Annotated in this window: 20 protein-coding genes; 13 read left to right on the top strand and 7 right to left on the bottom strand. The window is 63.4% G+C overall.

Annotated features, from left to right (window positions below):
* Window positions 1-8 precede the first annotated feature (8 nt).
* Together O7B34_RS01565 and O7B34_RS01560 are read right to left on the bottom strand one after the other, a co-directional pair.
* Window positions 9-791: an SDR family NAD(P)-dependent oxidoreductase gene (locus tag O7B34_RS01565; protein WP_337144617.1), complete on the bottom strand. Its 783-nt coding sequence runs from the start codon at window positions 789-791 to the stop codon at window positions 9-11.
* Window positions 788-1,546, bottom strand: coding sequence for a FadR/GntR family transcriptional regulator (locus O7B34_RS01560; protein WP_337144616.1), 759 nt, complete (start codon window positions 1,544-1,546; stop codon window positions 788-790). The genes O7B34_RS01565 and O7B34_RS01560 overlap by 4 nt, the downstream gene beginning before the upstream one ends.
* Window positions 1,547-1,677: 131 nt before the next feature.
* Between O7B34_RS01560 and O7B34_RS01555 the strand changes: the two genes are divergently transcribed.
* The 4 genes from O7B34_RS01555 to O7B34_RS01540 all read left to right on the top strand — a co-directional run bounded on the left by O7B34_RS01555 (window position 1,678) and on the right by O7B34_RS01540 (window position 4,937).
* Window positions 1,678-2,817, top strand: a complete 1,140-nt coding sequence (locus tag O7B34_RS01555) for a mandelate racemase/muconate lactonizing enzyme family protein (protein ID WP_337144615.1) — start codon at window positions 1,678-1,680, stop codon at window positions 2,815-2,817.
* A 58-nt stretch (window positions 2,818-2,875) separates the two neighbouring features.
* Window positions 2,876-3,748, top strand: a complete 873-nt coding sequence (locus O7B34_RS01550) for a DUF6772 family protein (RefSeq protein WP_337145179.1) — start codon at window positions 2,876-2,878, stop codon at window positions 3,746-3,748.
* Complete coding sequence (locus O7B34_RS01545) at window positions 3,748-4,083, top strand: hypothetical protein (RefSeq protein ID WP_337144614.1); 336 nt, start codon at window positions 3,748-3,750, stop codon at window positions 4,081-4,083. Before O7B34_RS01550 ends, O7B34_RS01545 begins: the two co-directional genes overlap by 1 nt.
* A 149-nt stretch (window positions 4,084-4,232) precedes the next feature.
* On the top strand, window positions 4,233-4,937 hold the full coding sequence (locus O7B34_RS01540; RefSeq protein WP_442920941.1) for an SDR family NAD(P)-dependent oxidoreductase: 705 nt from the start codon (window positions 4,233-4,235) through the stop codon (window positions 4,935-4,937).
* 56 nt (window positions 4,938-4,993) lie between these two features.
* Here O7B34_RS01540 and O7B34_RS01535 read toward each other — a convergent pair whose 3' ends face one another.
* Window positions 4,994-6,316: an MFS transporter gene (locus tag O7B34_RS01535; RefSeq protein ID WP_337144612.1), complete on the bottom strand. Its 1,323-nt coding sequence runs from the start codon at window positions 6,314-6,316 to the stop codon at window positions 4,994-4,996.
* A 206-nt stretch (window positions 6,317-6,522) separates the two neighbouring features.
* Between O7B34_RS01535 and cyoA the strand changes: the two genes are divergently transcribed.
* From cyoA to O7B34_RS01495, 8 genes are all read left to right on the top strand, one after another.
* Window positions 6,523-7,704, top strand: coding sequence for a ubiquinol oxidase subunit II (cyoA, locus tag O7B34_RS01530; protein ID WP_337144611.1), 1,182 nt, complete (start codon window positions 6,523-6,525; stop codon window positions 7,702-7,704).
* A gap of 10 nt (window positions 7,705-7,714) precedes the next feature.
* Complete coding sequence (cyoB, locus tag O7B34_RS01525) at window positions 7,715-9,712, top strand: cytochrome o ubiquinol oxidase subunit I (protein ID WP_337144610.1); 1,998 nt, start codon at window positions 7,715-7,717, stop codon at window positions 9,710-9,712.
* 10 nt (window positions 9,713-9,722) lie between these two features.
* A complete protein-coding gene (gene cyoC, locus O7B34_RS01520) occupies window positions 9,723-10,349 on the top strand; it encodes a cytochrome o ubiquinol oxidase subunit III (RefSeq protein ID WP_337144609.1) in 627 nt (208 codons plus the stop codon).
* Complete coding sequence (cyoD, locus tag O7B34_RS01515) at window positions 10,346-10,723, top strand: cytochrome o ubiquinol oxidase subunit IV (RefSeq protein ID WP_337144608.1); 378 nt, start codon at window positions 10,346-10,348, stop codon at window positions 10,721-10,723. The genes cyoC and cyoD overlap by 4 nt, the downstream gene beginning before the upstream one ends.
* Window positions 10,720-11,520 carry an SURF1 family protein gene (locus O7B34_RS01510; protein ID WP_337144607.1) on the top strand — a complete coding sequence of 267 codons (801 nt, stop codon included), beginning with the start codon at window positions 10,720-10,722 and terminating at the stop codon, window positions 11,518-11,520. Before cyoD ends, O7B34_RS01510 begins: the two co-directional genes overlap by 4 nt.
* Window positions 11,517-12,869 (top strand): ATP-binding protein, encoded by a 1,353-nt coding sequence (locus tag O7B34_RS01505; protein WP_337144606.1) that lies wholly within the window; start codon window positions 11,517-11,519, stop codon window positions 12,867-12,869. Before O7B34_RS01510 ends, O7B34_RS01505 begins: the two co-directional genes overlap by 4 nt.
* Window positions 12,859-13,395 carry a response regulator transcription factor gene (locus O7B34_RS01500; RefSeq protein ID WP_337144605.1) on the top strand — a complete coding sequence of 179 codons (537 nt, stop codon included), beginning with the start codon at window positions 12,859-12,861 and terminating at the stop codon, window positions 13,393-13,395. The genes O7B34_RS01505 and O7B34_RS01500 overlap by 11 nt, the downstream gene beginning before the upstream one ends.
* Window positions 13,396-13,531: 136 nt before the next feature.
* The gene (locus O7B34_RS01495) at window positions 13,532-14,794 is read left to right on the top strand and encodes a DUF763 domain-containing protein (RefSeq protein ID WP_337144604.1); all 1,263 of its coding nucleotides are present in this window, start codon (window positions 13,532-13,534) and stop codon (window positions 14,792-14,794) included.
* Window positions 14,795-14,812: 18 nt separating this feature from the next.
* Here the strand turns inward: O7B34_RS01495 and O7B34_RS01490 are convergent, their stop codons facing one another.
* Both O7B34_RS01490 and O7B34_RS01485 read right to left on the bottom strand, forming a co-directional pair.
* A complete protein-coding gene (locus O7B34_RS01490; RefSeq protein ID WP_442920930.1) occupies window positions 14,813-15,037 on the bottom strand; it encodes a KTSC domain-containing protein in 225 nt (74 codons plus the stop codon).
* Window positions 15,038-15,083: 46 nt separating this feature from the next.
* Window positions 15,084-15,521: a GFA family protein gene (locus tag O7B34_RS01485; RefSeq protein ID WP_337144603.1), complete on the bottom strand. Its 438-nt coding sequence runs from the start codon at window positions 15,519-15,521 to the stop codon at window positions 15,084-15,086.
* A gap of 168 nt (window positions 15,522-15,689) precedes the next feature.
* Between O7B34_RS01485 and O7B34_RS01480 the strand changes: the two genes are divergently transcribed.
* Window positions 15,690-16,301 (top strand): alpha-ketoglutarate-dependent dioxygenase AlkB, encoded by a 612-nt coding sequence (locus O7B34_RS01480; protein WP_337145178.1) that lies wholly within the window; start codon window positions 15,690-15,692, stop codon window positions 16,299-16,301.
* A gap of 156 nt (window positions 16,302-16,457) precedes the next feature.
* Here the strand turns inward: O7B34_RS01480 and O7B34_RS01475 are convergent, their stop codons facing one another.
* Both O7B34_RS01475 and O7B34_RS01470 read right to left on the bottom strand, forming a co-directional pair.
* Window positions 16,458-17,243: a DUF1236 domain-containing protein gene (locus tag O7B34_RS01475; protein WP_337144602.1), complete on the bottom strand. Its 786-nt coding sequence runs from the start codon at window positions 17,241-17,243 to the stop codon at window positions 16,458-16,460.
* A 123-nt stretch (window positions 17,244-17,366) separates the two neighbouring features.
* Window positions 17,367-18,152: an SDR family NAD(P)-dependent oxidoreductase gene (locus O7B34_RS01470; protein WP_140504628.1), complete on the bottom strand. Its 786-nt coding sequence runs from the start codon at window positions 18,150-18,152 to the stop codon at window positions 17,367-17,369.
* Window positions 18,153-18,246 lie beyond the last annotated feature (94 nt).

Here is an 18,246-nt window from a genome sequence, read left to right as displayed (position 1 = left end):
GCGTCTTGTCATGCTGCTCCTGGCAAGGCGCCGGGTGCGTCGCCGATCGTCCAGCCGCCATCGACGGGAATGTCGGCGCCGGTGATGTAACGGGCGGCATCGCTGCACAGGAAAACGAAAGCGCCGACGACGTCGTCGGGCTGGCCGTGGCGCCCGGCGGGAATCTTCGCTGCGACCGCCGCGCGGAAAGAGGCGTCGCGGTAGCGCTCGGCAGTCGCCTCCGTCTCGATCGCGCCGGGCGATACCACGTTCATGGTGACGCCATGCGGCGCGACTTCACGCGCCATGGCGCGCACCGCCGTCAGTTGCGCGGCCTTCAGCGACGCATAGACGATGGTCTCGGCGCGCGGGCGCCTCGCCATCACGCTGCCGGTCGCCACCACGCGCCCCCATCCGCGCTTTGCCATGGCTGGAACCAGCCGCGCGGCTAAGGTGAGCAGGGCCGTGAAGTTGGCCGCGACATGCGCCTGGATATGCGCCTCGTCGACCTCGCTCCATGCACGGCGCCGCTCGATCGCGCCGTTCGAGACCAGGATGTCGATGGCGCCGTCGCTGACCTCGTCCGCAAAGGCCGACATCGCTCTGCTGTCGGTGAAATCGGCCTCGGTGACCGTGGTGCCGGGACCGATGGCTGCCGCCGTGTCGCGCGCGCCGGCGGCGTCGCCGAAATGGTGCAGCGCGACCGCGGCCCCTTGCCGGGCAAGGGCGATCGCAACCGCACGCCCGATGCCTGAGCTAGCGCCGGTCACCAGCGCTCGACGGCCAGCAAGGGAGAAACGGTCCTGGTTCAAGGTGACGGCTCCCCGAGTTTGTCCGCGACCTCGAACGAGGCGATGTCGGCTGCGTCGAAGTGCTCGTGGATTCGTCGGTCCGCGAGCTCGGTATCACCCGCCGCGATCGCGTCATGGATTGCCTGGTGCCGTTCGACGGTCGCCCGCCAATCCGCCTCGCTGCGATTGGAGCGCCGCGAAAACAGTTCCGAAACCTCCCGTTGGACCGAACGCATCCCTTCCATCTGGATGCGGATCATTGAATTTCCAGTGGCCGTCGCGAGGCCGAGGTGGAACATAATGTCGGCCTGCGTGAAATCGCCTGGCTTGCCGATGCCGGCGTGCATGTCGAGCACGGCCTGGCGCATCATTTCCAATCCTCTGGGATCGCGGCGCTCGGCGGCCAGCCGGGCGATGCCGACTTCGATGACGCGGCGCATCTCGTTGGCTTCCTGCAACCGGGTCAGGCTCGATCGGACCGCATAGGCGTAAATGCGGTCCATGGGCTCGCCGCTCAGTGCCTTGGCGCGCGCGACCTTGCCTTGCTGCGTCGACACCAGGCCCGCGCTGGTCAGCTGGCGCAGCGCCTCGCGCGCGATTGGCTTGGAGACGCCGAACTCCCGGGCGATCTCGCCTTCCGGCGGCAGCGCTTCGCCGGGCGCGATGCGTCCGTCGAACAGGGCCGCGGCGATTGCATCCGAGACTCCGTCCGCGAGGCGGGACGGGCTCGCGGGCTTCGCGGCGAAAATCGATTTGCGTGCTGTTTCTGCGATCATTCGGGTTCCTCTGTCGGCTGCCTAGCACGATTGCCTCAAACATAGCAACTAAGTTTTGTGGTTGCTAAGTTTATAAGTGAGCGTTATGACGAGCCATCCGCAAGGACGAGGGAAGTCTGGTATTGATGCGCATGAGCGATCCAACCGTGGCGGGGCCACTGAAGATTGCCGAGGTGATAGTCCATCCTCTCAGTCAGACGCTGCCCAGGCCCACGGTCACGTCCTGGGGCGTCTACGAAAAGGTCTCGCTGGTCCTGGTCGAAATGCGTACCACCGACGGCATTGTCGGGGCTGGCGAAACCCTGGCGCGGTTTTCGCCCAAAGCCTATGTCGAGTTGATCGAAAATTCGCTCAGGCCGCGCCTGCTCGGCCAGGACGCGCGCAACATCGGCGCCTTGTGGCAATCGATGCGCCGCGCGCTGTCGGGCAGGGCAGGTGGCATGCTGATCGAGGCCATCGCCGGCGTCGATATCGCGCTCTGGGATATACTGGGCAAGGCAACCGGACAGCCCATCGCCAAACTTCTTGGCGGCGTCGGACGTGATCGCATCGACGTCTACGCGGCGGCCGTCAACTGGGTCGACGACAAGGCCGCCGACGCCGAGCTCGACCGCTATGTCGCCGAGGGCTTTACACGCATCAAGGTCAAGATGGCGCGCCCTGTGCGGGACGCCTGCAAACGCATCGAGCGCATTCGCAAGCGGGCCGGAGACGCGATCGGACTCTGTGTCGATGCGAACTGGGCCTACAATCTGGATGAGGCCGTCGAGGTCGGCCGCGCGCTTTCGGCAAATGGTTATTTCTGGTTCGAGGAGCCGCTGCAACCGGAGAACGAGCAGGGCTATGAGGAACTGCGCCGGCGCTGCGACGTACCGCTGGCCGCGGGCGAGAGCAATTTCACGCTCGACCAGGCGCAACGTCTGATCGCCAACCGCACACTGTCGGTGCTGCAGCCGGACGTGGCGCGCGCCGGCGGTATCTCCGAGACGCGCCGCATGGCCGATTACGCCGCCGCTCATGACGTCCGCTACGCTCCGCATATCGGCATGTCCGGCATCGTCTGCGAGACGGCAAGCGTCCACCTGGCCGCCGCGATGCCGAACTTCGGCGTGATGGAATGCGAATGCGATGCCAGCCCGTTCAAGACGCATCTGGCCGATCTTGCACCCGGCTGCGTCAGGCAGAAGAACGGCACGCTCGATGTTCCGCAAAAACCCGGGCTCGGCATCGAAATTGACTGGAATGCCGTCAAGAAACTGAAAGCCGAATGAGGCCGAAGACCAGATGAAGAACCAGGCTCCAAACCAGACCGGCGACCTGACCGAGGCGATGCGCCTGGCGCTGCTGCGCGCGGACCCCGCGCTCAGCCGTTTCGATCCGCTGCCGCGGATATTGTCGTTCGACAATTTCGCGCGCGGTCATTGCGGCTGGTCGCAGCTCGTCGGCAATTACGAGGACGATCTCGACACCATGCTGCCGGGCTACGCGCAGCACACCAGCGCGATGCTGTCGACGCTCGCCCACTGGGACGCCGGCTCGCATGGCGGGATGGATTCGTCCTATGCCCTCAAGATCGCGACACGCCCGGTGGCGGGGGCCCGAAACGTCGCCATCAAACGCCACACGTTCCGCAAACGCGGGCCGATCCGTTTCGAAATGTATTTTACCTTCAAGCCGGAGGCCAACACGCTGAAGCTGTCCGAAACCGACGTACGCTCGGTCGGTCTCCTCTTCGACCTGCAGGGTGGGGACCAGGACGGCAACAGCCACAACGATCGCGTCATGCCGCATCTGCGCTTCTTGAACGCGCTCGACGGCCAGCATCTGCAGAAATGGCAATACAAGCCCGAGACCGAAAGGATCACCCCGATCGGCACCGACAACAAGACGATCAGCCACTATCATCTGTCGCCGGAGGGCTGGGTCGATCTTCCCGGTGGATCGCAGCGCCTCTGCTACAACGAAATCCCCACCAAGGTGAACTGGACGTATCTGTGCTTCGATTTCGATCTGGCAACGATGACGGCGCTCGGGCTGCGCTGCAACGACCGCAGCTTTGATCTCACAGGCTTCGATTCGATCCGCATTCCTGCGATGAAGAACCTGTGGTGCATGCTCAACTTCGGCCTTTTCGCTGAAACCGACGTCGCCAAACGGGCTTTCCTCTACGTCGATTCCATCTGCATTTCGGGAGATTTCTGATGCTGCCCGAGAACATCACCGCGATTGTCTCGCGCAACGAACGCTGGCATGGCGAAGCCGCCAGCGAGCCTTACGAGGCGGGATGGGCGCGAGAGGCGGTCTTCTTCGTACGCGCGCTCAAGCAACCCGTCGGCCCCACCGCCACGGCATGGGTCGAGGTCTCGCCGGACGGCATGCACTGGCTGCGCGAGGGCACCGAATTTCCGATGCCGAAGGAACGCGACGCCGTAGCGATGGCGCGGCTTGCGCATTTCGGCAATTGGCTGCGTGTCGCGGCACGGTTCGACGGTGGCGCCGAGTGTACCGTGCTGGTGACTCTGCACCTGAAGGCCTGAACCGGCTCGCGCCGGCGCCACAGGCCTTGCCTGCGGCTGCCCAATCCCTTTTTCGGCCCCATGGAGAGATCATGACCGACGCATACGCCACATTTGCCCCGGACAGCTTTGCCGGCAAGACCGTGCTGGTGACCGGTGCCGCCAGCGGCATGGGTTTCGAAACCGCCCGTGCATTCCTCTCCAAAGGGGCCGAGGTCGTGATGTGCGACCGTGACGCGGAAGGCCTTGCAAGGCGCCATGACGAGGTGGGCGGGATGGCCGGGACACCGCACAAGGTGGTGGCCGACATGGGCGATCCCGACAGCATCAGGCACATGTTCGATTATTGCGATGCCAGGCTGGCGAGGCTCGACAATGTCGTCACCTGCGCCGCGATCATCACCGCCAGGCGAATTGCGGACCAGGATTGGGCGCACTGGCAGCGCGTGCTGGGCGTCAATTTGCTGGGCACCTTTTTCACCGTCCAGGGGGCGGTGCAGCGCATGCAGGGCAGCGGCGGGGGAAACATCGTCTGCGTGGCATCGGACGCCGGCGTGCATGGCGGCGGTGGCCTTATCGCCGACACGGCCTATGCGGCCTCGAAGGCCGGCACGCTTTCGCTGGTGAAGTCGGTCGCGCGCGAACTGGCGGGAAAGGCGGTGCGCATCAACGCCCTCAATCCGGGGCCGACCGATTCGCCGATGCATTCCCACATCGACCCGGCCCTGAAGGATCGCATTGCGGCCAACCTGCCCATACGCCGCATGGGCCGGCCCGACGACATGGCCGCCGCGATCCTGTTCCTGTGCTCCGACGCCGCGAGCTTCGTCTATGGCGCGGCGCTCGACGTCGATGGCGGTTCGATGTTCCGCTGACCGGCAGGGCAGCGGCTCCGGCGACGCTCGCTGACTCTTCCCGCCATGTATAGTGTTCAGTCGACCGGACGGTCCGCGGCCGAACGCCGTCTATCAATCCACAAGGCAAGCAAGGTGCAGGCCGCGCCCGAGAGCAGGTAGGCGCCCGCCGCGATGAGGCCGAAATTGCCGGCCAGCAGCAGAGCTGCGAGCGGAGCGAAGCCGGCGCCGAACATCCACGCGAGATCCGAGGTTATCGCCGAGCCGGTATAGCGATGGTGTCGCGAAAAGCTCGATGCGACGACGCCTGACGACTGCCCGAAGCTCAACCCCAGCAGGATGAAGCCCAGCACCATGAACAGGATCTCGCCAACGGTACCGCCATCCAGAAGCTGCGGGGCAAAGCCGCTGAACGTCGCGATGGCGATCGCCGAACCGCCGAGCAGCGCTCGGCGTCCGACACGATCGGCAAGTGGGCCCGACGCGACGATGGCGGCGATGCCGAACAGCGCGCTCACCGCCTCGATCGCCAGGAAGCGTGCCGGTCCCTCATTGGTGAACAGGAATACCCAGGAGAGCGGAAACACCGTCACCATGTGGAACAGGGCGAAGCTCGCCAGCGGCGCGAATGCGCCGACGATGACGTTGCGGCCTTCGGCCCTGATCGTGTCCCTTATGCGCGTCGGCTGCAGGTCGCCGCTTTCGTATAGTTTCGAGAATTCGGGCGTCACCACAATGCGCAGCCTGGCGAACAGGGCCACGACATTGATGGCGAAGGCGACGAAGAAGGGATAGCGCCAGCCCCAGGCAAGGAAGTCGTCGGCCGACAGATTGGCGACGAAGAAGGCGAAGAGGGCGCTGGCCACGATGAGGCCGATCGGCGCGCCCAGTTGCGGGATCATTGCGTAGAAGCCGCGCCGGTTCCGCGGCGCGTTCAGCGCCAGCAGCGAGGGCAGGCCGTCCCACGTCCCGCCAAGCGCCACGCCCTGCCCGATGCGGGCCAGCGCCAGAAGCCAGATCGCAAGCACGCCGATATCGCCATAGGCTGGAAGGAACGCGATGGCGACGGTCGAGGTGCCGAGCAAGAACAGCGCGATCGTCAGTTTCGCACCGCGACCATAGGCGCGGTCGACGGCCATGAACAGAACGGAACCGAACGGACGGGCGATGAAGGCCAGCGCGAAGATGGCGAAGGAGTAGAGCGTTCCGACGAGCGGTTCATGCGTCGGAAACACCAGCTTGGGGAACACGATGACGGACGCGATCGCATAGACGAAAAAGTCGAAGAATTCCGACGTCCTGCCGACGATCACGCCGACCGCGATATCGCCCGCGCTGACCTGGCCGTGGTCCGAGCCGATCAGCCCGCTGTCTGTTTCGCCAGTCGAAGTATGAGCCATCTTGTCCGTCGCCACCGCGTGGAATGAAATATTTGGGGCCCAACTGCGGCAATCCCATTGTGCGCTGCACACTGTGCCAGACCCACCCCGGCTGGGCATTGGACAAATTGTCCAATGTCACCACGCCGCCGCCGGCAGTAGCCCTTGATCAATACCGCACTGCAACATCCCAACGCGTTGCGGCGGTCCATCGAGGGCAGCGTCTGATGAAACGATTTGGAGCCTTGCTTCTGCTTCCCCTGGCCGGGCTGTTGAGCGGCTGCGATATGGTCGTGCTCGCGCCGGCGGGCGATGTCGCGGCCCAGCAGCGCGACCTGCTGGTGGTCTCGACCCTGCTGATGCTGATCATCATCGTGCCGGTCATGGCGCTGACTGTCTTTTTCGCCTGGCGCTACCGGAAATCCAACGCCTCGGCGACCTATGCGCCCGACTGGGATCATTCGACGAAACTGGAACTGGTGATCTGGGCAGCCCCTCTGCTGATCATCATATGCCTTGGCGCGCTGACCTGGCTCGGCACCCACCTGCTCGACCCATACCGCCGGATCGACCGGATTGAAGCCGGCCAGCCCGTTACCCAATTGCACAAGCCGCTCAGGGTCGAGGTCGTGGCGCTCGACTGGAAATGGCTGTTCATCTATCCGGATTACGGCATCGCCGCCGTCAACGAGCTGGCGGCGCCGGTCAACCAGCCGATCGATTTCCGCATCACCTCGTCGGCGGTGATGAATTCCTTCTACATTCCAGCCCTTGCCGGCCAGATCTATGCCATGCCGGGCATGGAGACGAAGCTGCACGCCGTCATCAATCGACAGGGTACCTATAGCGGTTTCTCCGCCAACTACAGCGGCGCCGGCTTTTCGGGCATGCGCTTTGCCTTCCACGGCCTGTCCGACCAGGCCTTCGACCAGTGGGTGGCACAGACCAGGACCGCGTCGGCGGCGCTCAACCGCGACAGTTACCTCGAACTCGAAAAGCCGAGCGAGAACGAACCGGTCCGGCACTACGCGTCCGTCGATCCCGCCCTTTATGGCGCCATCCTCAATCTGTGCGTCGAGCGCGGCAAGATGTGCATGAACGAGATGATGTCGATCGACGCCAAGGGTGGTCTCGGTCTCGCGGGTGTGCGCAACACCTTGCCGCTGCAATATGACAAGCTCGCCCGGCGCGGCGCGGTATTCGGAAACGATCCCTCTTATGTCGCCAGCATCTGCACCGCGGAAGAGGCCGCTGCCATCTCGCGCGCCTCCCGCGATGCCTGGCCGACCTATTGGCCGGCGAAGAACCTGTCCCCGCTTCGCGGGGCGGGACTGCTCCGGCCAGGGACAGACAGCCGTAGCGCCGAGGCGGATACGCCGACCGTCGGCCTGCTGCGGCGTGAATTGTGAGAGACCGCCGATGCCCGATACGCTGACCAAATTCATCTTCGGCCGCCTCACCTGGGACTCGCTGCCGCTGCACGAACCCATCGTCGTCGCCACCTTCGTCGCGGTGGCGCTCGGCGGCATCGCGCTTCTCGGCGTGATCACCTATTTCAAGCTATGGGGCTACCTCTGGCGCGAATGGTTCACCAGCGTCGACCACAAGAAGATCGGCATCATGTACATGGTGCTGGGCCTGATCATGCTGCTGCGCGGCTTCTCGGACGCCATCATGATGCGCCTCCAGCAGGCCATCGCCTTCAATGGCTCCGAGGGCTACCTGAACTCACATCACTACGACCAGATATTCACCGCCCACGGCGTCATCATGATCTTCTTCGTGGCGATGCCCTTCGTCACCGGACTGATGAACTTCGTCGTGCCGCTGCAGATCGGCGCGCGCGACGTCTCCTTTCCGTTCCTCAATAATTTCTCGTTCTGGATGACGGTCGGCGGCGCCATTCTGGTCATGGCCTCGCTGTTCGTAGGCGAATTCGCCCGCACCGGCTGGCTTGCCTATCCGCCGCTCTCCGGCATCGGCTACAGTCCCGACGTCGGCGTAGATTACTATATCTGGGCGCTGCAGGTGGCCGGCGTCGGCACGACGCTGTCGGGCATCAACCTGATCTGCACGATCATCAAGATGCGCGCGCCCGGCATGACCATGATGCGCATGCCGATCTTCACCTGGACGTCGCTCTGCACCAACGTGCTGATTGTCGCCTCCTTCCCGGTACTGACGGCGGTGCTCTCGCTGCTGGCGCTCGACCGCTATGTCGGCACCAACTTCTTCACCAACGACTTCGGCGGCAACCCGATGATGTATGTGAACCTCATCTGGATATGGGGTCATCCGGAAGTCTACATCCTCATCCTGCCGCTGTTCGGCGTCTTTTCCGAGGTCACCTCGACCTTCTCCGGCAAGCGCCTGTTCGGCTACACCTCGATGGTCTACGCCACGGTGGTCATCACCATCCTGTCGTACCTCGTCTGGCTGCACCACTTCTTCACGATGGGCTCCGGCGCCAGCGTCAATTCCTTCTTCGGCATCACGACGATGATCATCTCGATCCCGACCGGAGCGAAGATCTTCAACTGGCTGTTCACAATGTACCGGGGCCGCATCCGCTTCGAACTGCCGATGATGTGGACGGTGGCCTTCATGCTCACCTTCACCGTCGGCGGCATGACCGGCGTGCTGCTTGCGGTGCCGCCGGCGGATTTCGTGCTGCACAACAGCCTGTTCCTGATCGCGCACTTCCACAATGTCATCATCGGCGGCGTGCTGTTCGGCCTGTTCGCCGGCATTGCCTACTGGTGGCCCAAGGCCTTCGGGTTCAAGCTCGATCCGTTCTGGGGCAAGGTCTCGTTCTGGTGCTGGGTGGTCGGCTTCTGGTTCGCCTTCATGCCGCTCTACATCCTCGGCCTGATGGGCGTGACGCGCCGCATGCGCGTGTTCGACGATCCCTCGCTGCAGATATGGTTCGTCATCGCCGCCTTCGGCGCGGTGCTGATTGCCTGCGGCATCGGTGCCTTCCTGATCCAGATCTTCGTCTCCATCCGCAGGCGCGAGGCGCTTGCCGATACGACCGGCGATCCCTGGGACGGCCGCACGCTCGAATGGTCGACGTCCTCGCCGCCGCCCGCCTACAATTTCGCTTTCATGCCGGTCATTCGCGACAACGATGCCTGGTATGACATGAAGCAGGCCGGCTACATCAGGCCGCTTGCCGGCTTCAAGCCGATCCACATGCCAAGCAATACCGGCACCGGCATCATCCTGGCCGCCTTCAGCGTTGCGCTCGGCTTCGGCCTGATCTGGTACATCTGGTGGCTGGCGGCGCTGAGCTTTGTCTGCCTCATCGCCACCGCGATCGGCCACACCTTCAACTATCACCGCGACTTCCACATTCCGGCGGCCGAAGTCACGCAGACGGAGGAGGCGAGGACGACGCTCCTCGCCGCTCAAGGCTAAGGGTTTGAGCATGACATCGACGGCAATCACGGCCGGCACCGAACCGGTCTTCCACCTGGAAGAAGAGCATGCGCACGCCGAAGGCGGCTCCACCATGCTCGGCTTCTGGCTCTATCTGATGAGCGACTGCCTGATCTTCGCGATGCTGTTCGCCGCCTATGGCGTGCTTGGCGGCAATTACGCGGCCGGGCCGGCACCGAAGGACCTGTTCGACCTCGATCTGGTGGCGGTCAACACGGCCATGCTGCTCTTCTCCTCGATCACCTATGGCTTCGCCATGCTGACCATGGACAAGGGCCGTGTCGCGGCGACGCAAGCCTGGCTCGCGGTGACCGGCCTGTTCGGCCTGGCGTTCCTGTCGATCGAGCTCTACGAATTCGCGCATATGATCCATGAAGGCGCCACGCCGCAGCGCAGCGCCTTCCTGTCGTCCTTTTTCACGCTGGTCGGCACGCACGGTCTGCATGTCACCTTCGGCACCGTCTGGCTGGTGACGCTGATGGTGCAGGTCGCGAGATTTGGCCTCATCGAGGCGAACCGCCGCCGGCTGATGTGCCTCAGCATGTTCTGGCACTTCCTCGACGTCGTCTGGATCGGCGTCTTCACCTTCGTCTACCTGATGGGGATGTTGCGATGAGCGCTCATGATCATGTCGAGGGCCACGGCCACGCCCATGGTGGAGCAGCACACGGATCGTTGCGGGGCTATCTGACCGGCTTCGTCCTGTCGGCGATCCTGACCGCCATTCCATTCTGGCTGGTCATGACCGGCGCCATCGACGACAAGCAGGCCACTGCCATCGTCATCATGGCCTTCGCGGTCGTGCAGATCGTCGTCCACATGGTCTTCTTCCTGCATATGAACACCGGCTCGGAAGGCGGATGGTCGATGCTGGCGCTGATCTTCACGCTGATCCTGGTCGTCATCGTGCTGACCGGCTCGCTCTGGGTGATGTACCATCTCAACGCCAACATGATGCCGGGGCTACACGACATGCGCGAGATGCCATGAGCCTGGCGGCGGGCCCTGGGAGGACAACCATCGAGGCGATCGGACGTCCCGTCCCACTAGAGGGCGCCGGCGGATCGTCCGCGTCGCGCCTTGTCCTTGTGCTGCTCGGGTTCCTCGGCGTGCTGGTGTTTGTCGGGCTCGGCATATGGCAGCTGGAAAGGCGGGTCTGGAAGCTCGACCTGATTGCCCGTGTCGACCAACGCATTCATGCCCCGATTGTCGATGCGCCTGGCCCGGAGAACTGGAACGGCATCACCGCGGCCGACTACGAGTATGATCATTTGCGATTGGCCGGACGTTATCTGGGCGGCGCCAACACGCTGGTGCAGGCGGTGACGGAGCTTGGCGGCGGTTATTGGGTGCTGACGCCGATGCGAACCGACCGTGGTTTCGTGGTGCTGGTCAACCGCGGCTTCATTCCCCAGGAACGCAAGGCTGAGTTCGAGCGGGAGAGGGGCGGCCTAACCGCGCCGGCCGTCATTGACGGGCTGTTGCGCATGAGCGAACCCGGCGGCGGCTTTCTGCGCAAGAACGACGCCGCTGGCAATCGTTGGTATTCGCGAGACGTCGCTGCCATCGCAACCGCGCGCGGCCTGACGACCAACGTCGCTCCTTATTTCGTAGATGCGGAAGCATCCGGCATGGAGGGTTGGCCGCGCGGCGGGCTCACCGTCGTGACTTTCCGCAACAGCCACCTGGTCTATGCTTTGACCTGGTTCACGCTCGCTGCGATGCTCGCCACTGCCCTGGCCAGGCCGATGATCGGCCGCCGCCGGCGGCAAGGACCCGCGAGATGAGCGTTCCCACGCAAGCGCTTCACCATGACAAATCCCTGATGGCGACATCCCTTGCCGGCAAGAACGGGGCAGTATCGCATCCCGAAGCAACGAACAGGAAGAACCTGTTCCTGCTTATCCAGCTGCGTTGGCTGGCAGTGGCGGGCCAGGTGCTCACCATTCTGGCGACGGAATACTGGTTCGATATCCCACTGCCGCTGGCGGAGATGGCCGGCGTGGTGCTTTTCCTGGTGGGCCTCAACATCTTCAGCCTGCTGGTCCTGCGCGGTATCAGGCCTATCAGCAACACCCAACTCTTCGTCGCGCTCATCTTCGACATGGCGGCACTGACGACGCAGCTTTACCTGAGCGGCGGCGCGTCCAATCCGTTCGTATCGCTCTACCTCTTGCAGATCACGCTCGGCGCGGCATTGCTGACGCCAAGGTTTACCTGGATCCTCGTGGCGGCTGCCTCGGCCTGCTTCGTCTTCCTCATCTTCCTCTTCCAGCCGATCGCGATCCCGCATCATGGCGGCAGCGATCTCCTGTCCCTGCATATCAGGGGCATGTTCATCTGCTTCGTGTTGGCGGCCGGACTGATCGTGATCTTCATGACGCGCATCGACCGCAATCTGCGCGAGCGCGACGCCTATCTCGCCGATCTGCGCCAGCGCTCGGCCGAGGAGGACCACATCGTGCGCATGGGCCTGCTGGCCTCGGGCGCCGCGCACGAACTCGGCACGCCGCTTGCCACGATATCCGTCATCCTGTCCGACTGGCGCCAGATGCGCACCCTTGCGCGCAACCGCGAACTGGCGGCCGATGTGGCCGAAATGCAGGCGCAGATCGAGCGCTGCAAGCGCATCGTGTCCGGGATCCTGATGTCTTCCGGCCAGGCGAGGGGCGAGGGAACGATACGCACGACGATTCGCGGTTTCCTCGACGATCTGGTCGAGGAATGGCGCACCAGTCGCCAGCCATCCAAGCTGGAATACAAGAACGATTTCGACCCGGACGAGCAGATCGTGTCCGACACGGCGCTGAAGCAGGTCATCTTCAACCTGTTCGACAACGCTCAGGAAGCATCGCAGGATTGGGTTGGCGTCACTGCCGAGCGGCAGGGCGACAAGCTGGTGATTTCCGTGCGCGATCGCGGGCCGGGCTTCGACGAGGGTATTCTGGCAGCACTTGGTCAACCCTATATGTCGAGCAAGGGACGGCCAGGCGGCGGTCTTGGTCTTTTCCTCGTCATGAACGTGGTCCGGAATCTGGGCGGCGATTTTTCGGCGCGCAACATGGAGCAGGGCGCCTGTGTTACCCTTTCGCTGCCGCTTGCGGCGCTGACCGATGGAGATGATCGTGAGGCCTGATCGATCGCTGTTTATCGTCGAGGACGACGCGATCTTCGCGAAAACGCTGAAGCGCTCTTTCGAAAAGCGCGACTACGACGTGGTCGTCTGCCACGACCGGGATGCATTGCTCAGCGCCCTCGAAACAGCTGTTCCGGCTTACGCCGTCGTCGATCTCAAGCTTGGGGCTGGCGGCTCCGGGCTGGAGTGCGTCAAGCTGCTCAGCGCCCGCGATGCTTCGATCAGGATCGTCGTTCTGACGGGGTTTGCCAGCATCGCCACCGCTGTCGAGGCGATCAAGCTCGGCGCGAGCCATTACCTGGCGAAACCCGCCAACACCGATGACATCGAAGCCGCCTTCGGCCGTGCCGAGGGCGATGTTTCCGTACCGCTTTCCAGCCGGCCCACCTCGATCAAGAACCTGGAATGGGAGCGCATCCACGAAACGCTGGTCGAAACCGGCTTCAACATCTCCGAAACGGCTCGCCGGCTTGGCCTGCACCGGCGCACTCTTGCCCGCAAGCTCGAGAAGCGCGTGGTGAGGTAGCAGAGCGCCGTTGCTCTCGTGACCGGACCGAGCCGGGTCTGGCTCATCGACCACCCGGGTGCGAGCATTCAGTGCTTCCTTGCCCGGTCCGGGATACCTATTTGTCTGAGATACGCGGCCATTGGAGCAGGCAAACGTGGCGCAACGATCGGGCAGTGCTGATCTTCCCCTTCACGGCGGGCGTGTGCCGAAATGGCTGGGCGATCGCATGACGCGTCTCGGCGCCGTCATGTGCGAGGCGATCATCCATCATTATGGCCGCAATGAGTTGCTGCGACGCCTCGCGCATCCGTTCTGGTTCCAGTCCTTCGGCGCCGTCATGGGCATGGACTGGCATTCTTCCGGCATCACGACCAGCGTCGTCGGCGCCTTGAAACGCGGTCTCACGCCGCTGTCGGGCGAACTCGGCATTCATGTCTGCGGCGGCCGTGGCGCGCATTCGCGCAAAACCCCGCATGAGCTTGCCGCCATCGGCGAGCGAATCGGCTTCGACGGTGCGCGCCTGGCAACCGCCAGCCGGCTTGTCGCCAAGGTGGACAGCGCCGCCGTTCAGGATGGTTTCGACCTCTATTTGCACGGCTTCATCGTCACCGACGATGGCGACTGGGTGGTGGTGCAGCAAGGCATGAACGGCGACAGCAAGGTGGCGCGCCGCTATCATTGGCTGTCCGAAGGTTTGAAGAGTTTCGTCGACCAGCCGCATGCCGCCATCGAAGGCGCCAACCAAGGCGAGATCGTCAATCTGACCGACCGGCGCGCCGAGGCCTCGCGCCAGGGACAGCTTGACCTGCTCCAGGATCTTGGGCCGGACCGTATCCTTCGGGAACTCGCCGCCCTGGAACCCGGCACCGCACCGGCTCCGGCGCAGCCATTGTTGCCGCATCTGGTCATGCCGGCTCACCATGATGTCCGCGAAAGCGATGTCTTGATGCATCGCCTTCACGGCAACATGGCCGCGGCCGCCGAGCGAGGTCCCGCCGATTTCGCCGAGCTTCTCCTTGTTCCTGGTGTGGGCGCCCGCACGGTGCGGGCGCTGGCCCTCGTTGCTGAAGTGGTGCATGGCGCGCCTTGCCGGTTTTCGGACCCGGGCCGTTTTTCGCTGGCGCATGGCGGCAAGGACAGGCATCCGTTCCCTGTTCCGCTCAAGGTCTATGACGAGACGATCGGCGTGCTGAAGTCCGCCGTGCAAAAGGCCAGGCTTGGTCGCGAAGAGGAAATCGGTGCATTGAGGCGGCTCGACGATCAGTCGCGGCAGGTCGAGCGATACGTCACCGGTCCCAGCCTCAAGGAAATTGTCGCCGGCGAATTCGACCAGTCGCATCTGCTTGGCGGCCGCAGTGTCTTTGGTTGGGAGCCGGCGCCGGATCAGATGCCCGCCGAGCAGAACAAGAAGGCATGACAGGCCGCTGGCGCCGCATCACGCCACGCGACGGTATCTGTAACGGTCCCGAATGAATTCATTGAAGAAGCGGCCCTTCGAGGAAGCCTTCATGAACGCGGCGTAGGTTGCCGGTGCGACGTCCTCATAGTCATAGCGGTTACCGCTCGGCACGAACCAGACGGAGAGCGTCCTGGTCGCGGGATCGTATTGCGTGTTTCGGATCGCGGTCGACGGCATGCTGGCACCTGACAACTCAGCCACATAAACCCCTCAGGCATGGTGCGGTTCCGTGCCGCCACCGACCTCGCTACCTGTCGCGGGGATTGCCGAACTTCGTGTCGCGCTTCCTCGAATATCGATCGATACGCGGCAGCTTGTCGGCAAAGTCGACCCACGGCAGTCTGAGATTCCAATAGGCATGGGCCTGTGGCCGCAGCCCTTCGGGTCTGTCGAAGAACCCGATTGTCAGGTAGAGCTCGTCCGGCAGGCCTTCGTCGCTATAGCCTATCGAGCTCCCGCAATCGGGACAGAAAGTGCGGACAACGCCCGGCGTCCTGGAGAAGGCCTTTGGCGTTCCCTTCAAAAGGCGGAACTGGCTCGGCCGATATCCGACCCAGACGGTGAGCGGACTGCCGATCGCCCGTCGGCAATCGTCATCGTGATCGTAACATATCCAGAAGGGCTCACCGTCCATGGCGGCGGCAATCGCCCCGCAAAAGCAGGCCCCGGTTTCAACGCGCGGCATCCGGCACTCCAAGGCTGGAACATGTCCGGCGGCCTCCGACGGAACCGCCGTCTCCTAAACTTTCACGCCGCTACGGTGTTCCGTTGCGCCGGTGTTGAGATGTGTCCCAGGCAAGCAAGCGCGGTTCCCTGTATTGCCTTGCGGTCTGGCCTTCACCATCTAGGCACAATGTCGCCGCTCAAACCGAAAACAGCCGGCCGTGTGCCCCAGTATGATCTCTTCGGTGTCGTTCAGGATGATCTACCGGAGGGTTTCGCCTACCAGCCCGGACTGATCACACCGCAAGAGGAAATCGACCTCGTCCGGCATCTTGAAGGACTGCCCTTCAGACCCTTCGACTTCCACGGCCATTTGGCAAACCGGCGTGTCGTCGGTTTTGGTCTTCGCTACGATTATGATCGGCGTGAAGTCGTCGAGGCACCGCCTATACCTGATTTTCTGTTGGCCTTGCGCGAACAGGTCGCGGCCTTTGCGCGCCGGCCCGCCGAAGCCTTCGCGCAGGTATTGATCAATGAATACCGGCCCGGCGCCGGCATCGGCTGGCACCGCGACAAGCCTCATTTCGAAGACGTCGCGGGCGTTTCGCTGCTGGCGCCCTGCGATTTTCGCCTTCGACGCAAGAATGGGTCTGGATGGGACCGCCGGACCATCACGGTCGAGCCGAGATCGGCCTATCTCATGACGGGCCCTTCGCGGTCGCAATGGGAGCACAGCATCCCGCCGCTTGCCGAGCACCGCTACTCGATTACCTTGCGGACTTTGCGGCCTCGGAACCCTTGAGCATGCGCTGAGGCCTGCACGAGGAAGCTTTCCGCATCATCTCGCCATAGTGCTCAACCCGACCGCGGCGGGGCGGGTTGAGCAATCTCCTGCTCTAGCTCTTTGTTTTTACGCAACTCCCTAGGGAAAGCGCTACGCACTTTTCCTGGAATTGCTCTAGGTCAGTATCAGCACGATCTTGTACGTATCCGGATCGACGATGACGATCCGGCCGTCGGCGAGGACGAAATACTCGTAGCTCTCGTACGCCGGGACGAGCTTGACGATGCGAGCCGGCAAACGATGCAGCCTGATCTTGTGCCGCGGAACCTCGATGCCGACTGAGACGTCGAAGTTGACGCTGGCTACCGGCTCGACCTTGGTGTCCCGGATCACCTGGGTGATTTGGGTCTTCTGTTCAACCGTTACATTGGTGATGGAAGCGGTCGAGGTCTTATCCTGTGTGGAGGTCTTGCCCTGGGCCTGCTGGTCCGTCGTGGTGCCGGTCTTGCCCTGGGCCTGTTGATCCGTCTGGACCTTGGCCTTGCCCTGTGCCTGCTGGTCGGTCGTGGTGCCGGCCTTGCCCTGGGCCTGCTGATCGGTCTGGACCTTGGCTTTGCCCTGGGCCTGCTGATCCGTCGTGGTGCCGGCCTTGCCCTGGGCCTGCTGATCGGTCTGGACCTTGGCCTTGCCCTGTGCCTGCTGGTCCGTAGTGGCGCCGGCCTTGCCCTGAGCCTGCTCGTCCGTCTTGGCCTTGGCCTTGCCCTGAGCCTGCTGGTCAGTCTGGGACTTGGTACCCTGTGCCTGCTCTTTCATCTTCGAGCCCTTCTGGCAGTTGGTCGTGCCGGAAGCGCAATTTGTGTCCGCTCCTGATTGGCTGTCGGCGGGCTGCTGCGACTGGGCCATCGCCGTCCCGCAGCCGAGCCCGATCGCAAGCATGCTGGTAATGAGAACATGTTTCATCGGAAATCTCCTTCGGAGAGTTCGTCCCTTCAAGGGGTAAAACTTCGACCAAAAAAGATTGTTCCGAACTGGATGCGTTAACGCCGCCACCCCAGATAGAGCCCAAGTCCGGCCTTCATGGCGCTACTTCACGCCGATGCCGGCGGTAAGGCCGCCGTCGATCTTATAGTCCGCGCCGGTGCAGAAGCCGGCCTTCGACGAACACAGGAACGCTATGAACTCCGCCACCTCCTCCGGCTCGCCGATACGGCCGAGCGGATGGGCCGCGCCGAACCGCCTGTAGGCTTCTTCGACATCTGCGTCGCTGCCGCCGTCGCCACGCGCGGCCTTTTCGAGAATCGGTGTGCGGATCGAGCCTGGACTGACCGAATTGACCCTTATGCCCGATGCGGCATAGTCGAGCGCCAGCGAACGTGTCAGTGTATGGATGGCGCCCTTGGTCGTGGCATAGGCGGCGACGTTTTGCTGGCAGGCGAAGCCCTGCACCGAAGCGACGTTGACGATGGCGCCGCCGCCCCGCTTGATCATTTCCGGGATGCCGAAATGGGCGGTCAGATAGATCGAGCCGACATTGACCGTCATCGCCCGGTTCCAGGTTTCCCAGTCGGTCGTCGTCGCCGTTCCATAGGGATGCACCGCCGCCGAATTGACGATGACATCGATGCCGCCGAATTTCGCCACGCCGGCCGCGACCGCCTCGCGCACCTGGTCGGAAACCGAGACGTCCACCGTCCGCACCAGAACGCTCGCTCCGGCCTTGGCGAGGCTCTCCTGCATGGCGGCATTGGCTTCCCGGTCGACGCCGCAGGCGACGATCGCGGCACCCCCAGCCGCAAGGCGTTTGGCGGTTGCCAGGCCGATACCGGTCGTCCCTGTCACCAATGCCACCTTGCCGTCAAAATCCTTCATCGCGGAAGCTCCTTCATTCGTTATCGAAACCGGCTCTTAGTTTGACACTCATCATGGTCAAACAATAGGTTGCCGGTCTCTCGCAAAAAAGGAA

It is taken from the genome of Mesorhizobium sp. Cs1299R1N3 (genome assembly GCF_037179625.1).
Lineage (GTDB): Bacteria > Pseudomonadota > Alphaproteobacteria > Rhizobiales > Rhizobiaceae > Mesorhizobium > Mesorhizobium salmacidum.
The sequence above is the reverse complement of the archived record's forward strand: the minus strand, read 5'-3'. Positions and strand labels throughout refer to the sequence as shown.

Coding starts and splice junctions, on each gene's coding strand:
- O7B34_RS01560 (WP_337144616.1), bottom strand. CDS start 1,546: ATGATCGCAGAAACAGCACGCAAATCGATTTTCGCCGCGAAGCCCGCG.
- O7B34_RS01555 (WP_337144615.1), top strand. CDS start 1,678: ATGAGCGATCCAACCGTGGCGGGGCCACTGAAGATTGCCGAGGTGATA.
- O7B34_RS01550 (WP_337145179.1), top strand. CDS start 2,876: ATGCGCCTGGCGCTGCTGCGCGCGGACCCCGCGCTCAGCCGTTTCGAT.
- O7B34_RS01545 (WP_337144614.1), top strand. CDS start 3,748: ATGCTGCCCGAGAACATCACCGCGATTGTCTCGCGCAACGAACGCTGG.
- O7B34_RS01540 (WP_442920941.1), top strand. CDS start 4,233: ATGGGTTTCGAAACCGCCCGTGCATTCCTCTCCAAAGGGGCCGAGGTC.
- O7B34_RS01535 (WP_337144612.1), bottom strand. CDS start 6,316: ATGGCTCATACTTCGACTGGCGAAACAGACAGCGGGCTGATCGGCTCG.
- cyoA (WP_337144611.1), top strand. CDS start 6,523: ATGAAACGATTTGGAGCCTTGCTTCTGCTTCCCCTGGCCGGGCTGTTG.
- cyoB (WP_337144610.1), top strand. CDS start 7,715: ATGCCCGATACGCTGACCAAATTCATCTTCGGCCGCCTCACCTGGGAC.
- cyoC (WP_337144609.1), top strand. CDS start 9,723: ATGACATCGACGGCAATCACGGCCGGCACCGAACCGGTCTTCCACCTG.
- cyoD (WP_337144608.1), top strand. CDS start 10,346: ATGAGCGCTCATGATCATGTCGAGGGCCACGGCCACGCCCATGGTGGA.
- O7B34_RS01510 (WP_337144607.1), top strand. CDS start 10,720: ATGAGCCTGGCGGCGGGCCCTGGGAGGACAACCATCGAGGCGATCGGA.
- O7B34_RS01505 (WP_337144606.1), top strand. CDS start 11,517: ATGAGCGTTCCCACGCAAGCGCTTCACCATGACAAATCCCTGATGGCG.
- O7B34_RS01485 (WP_337144603.1), bottom strand. CDS start 15,521: ATGCCGCGCGTTGAAACCGGGGCCTGCTTTTGCGGGGCGATTGCCGCC.
- O7B34_RS01480 (WP_337145178.1), top strand. CDS start 15,690: ATGTCGCCGCTCAAACCGAAAACAGCCGGCCGTGTGCCCCAGTATGAT.
- O7B34_RS01475 (WP_337144602.1), bottom strand. CDS start 17,243: ATGAAACATGTTCTCATTACCAGCATGCTTGCGATCGGGCTCGGCTGC.
- O7B34_RS01470 (WP_140504628.1), bottom strand. CDS start 18,152: ATGAAGGATTTTGACGGCAAGGTGGCATTGGTGACAGGGACGACCGGT.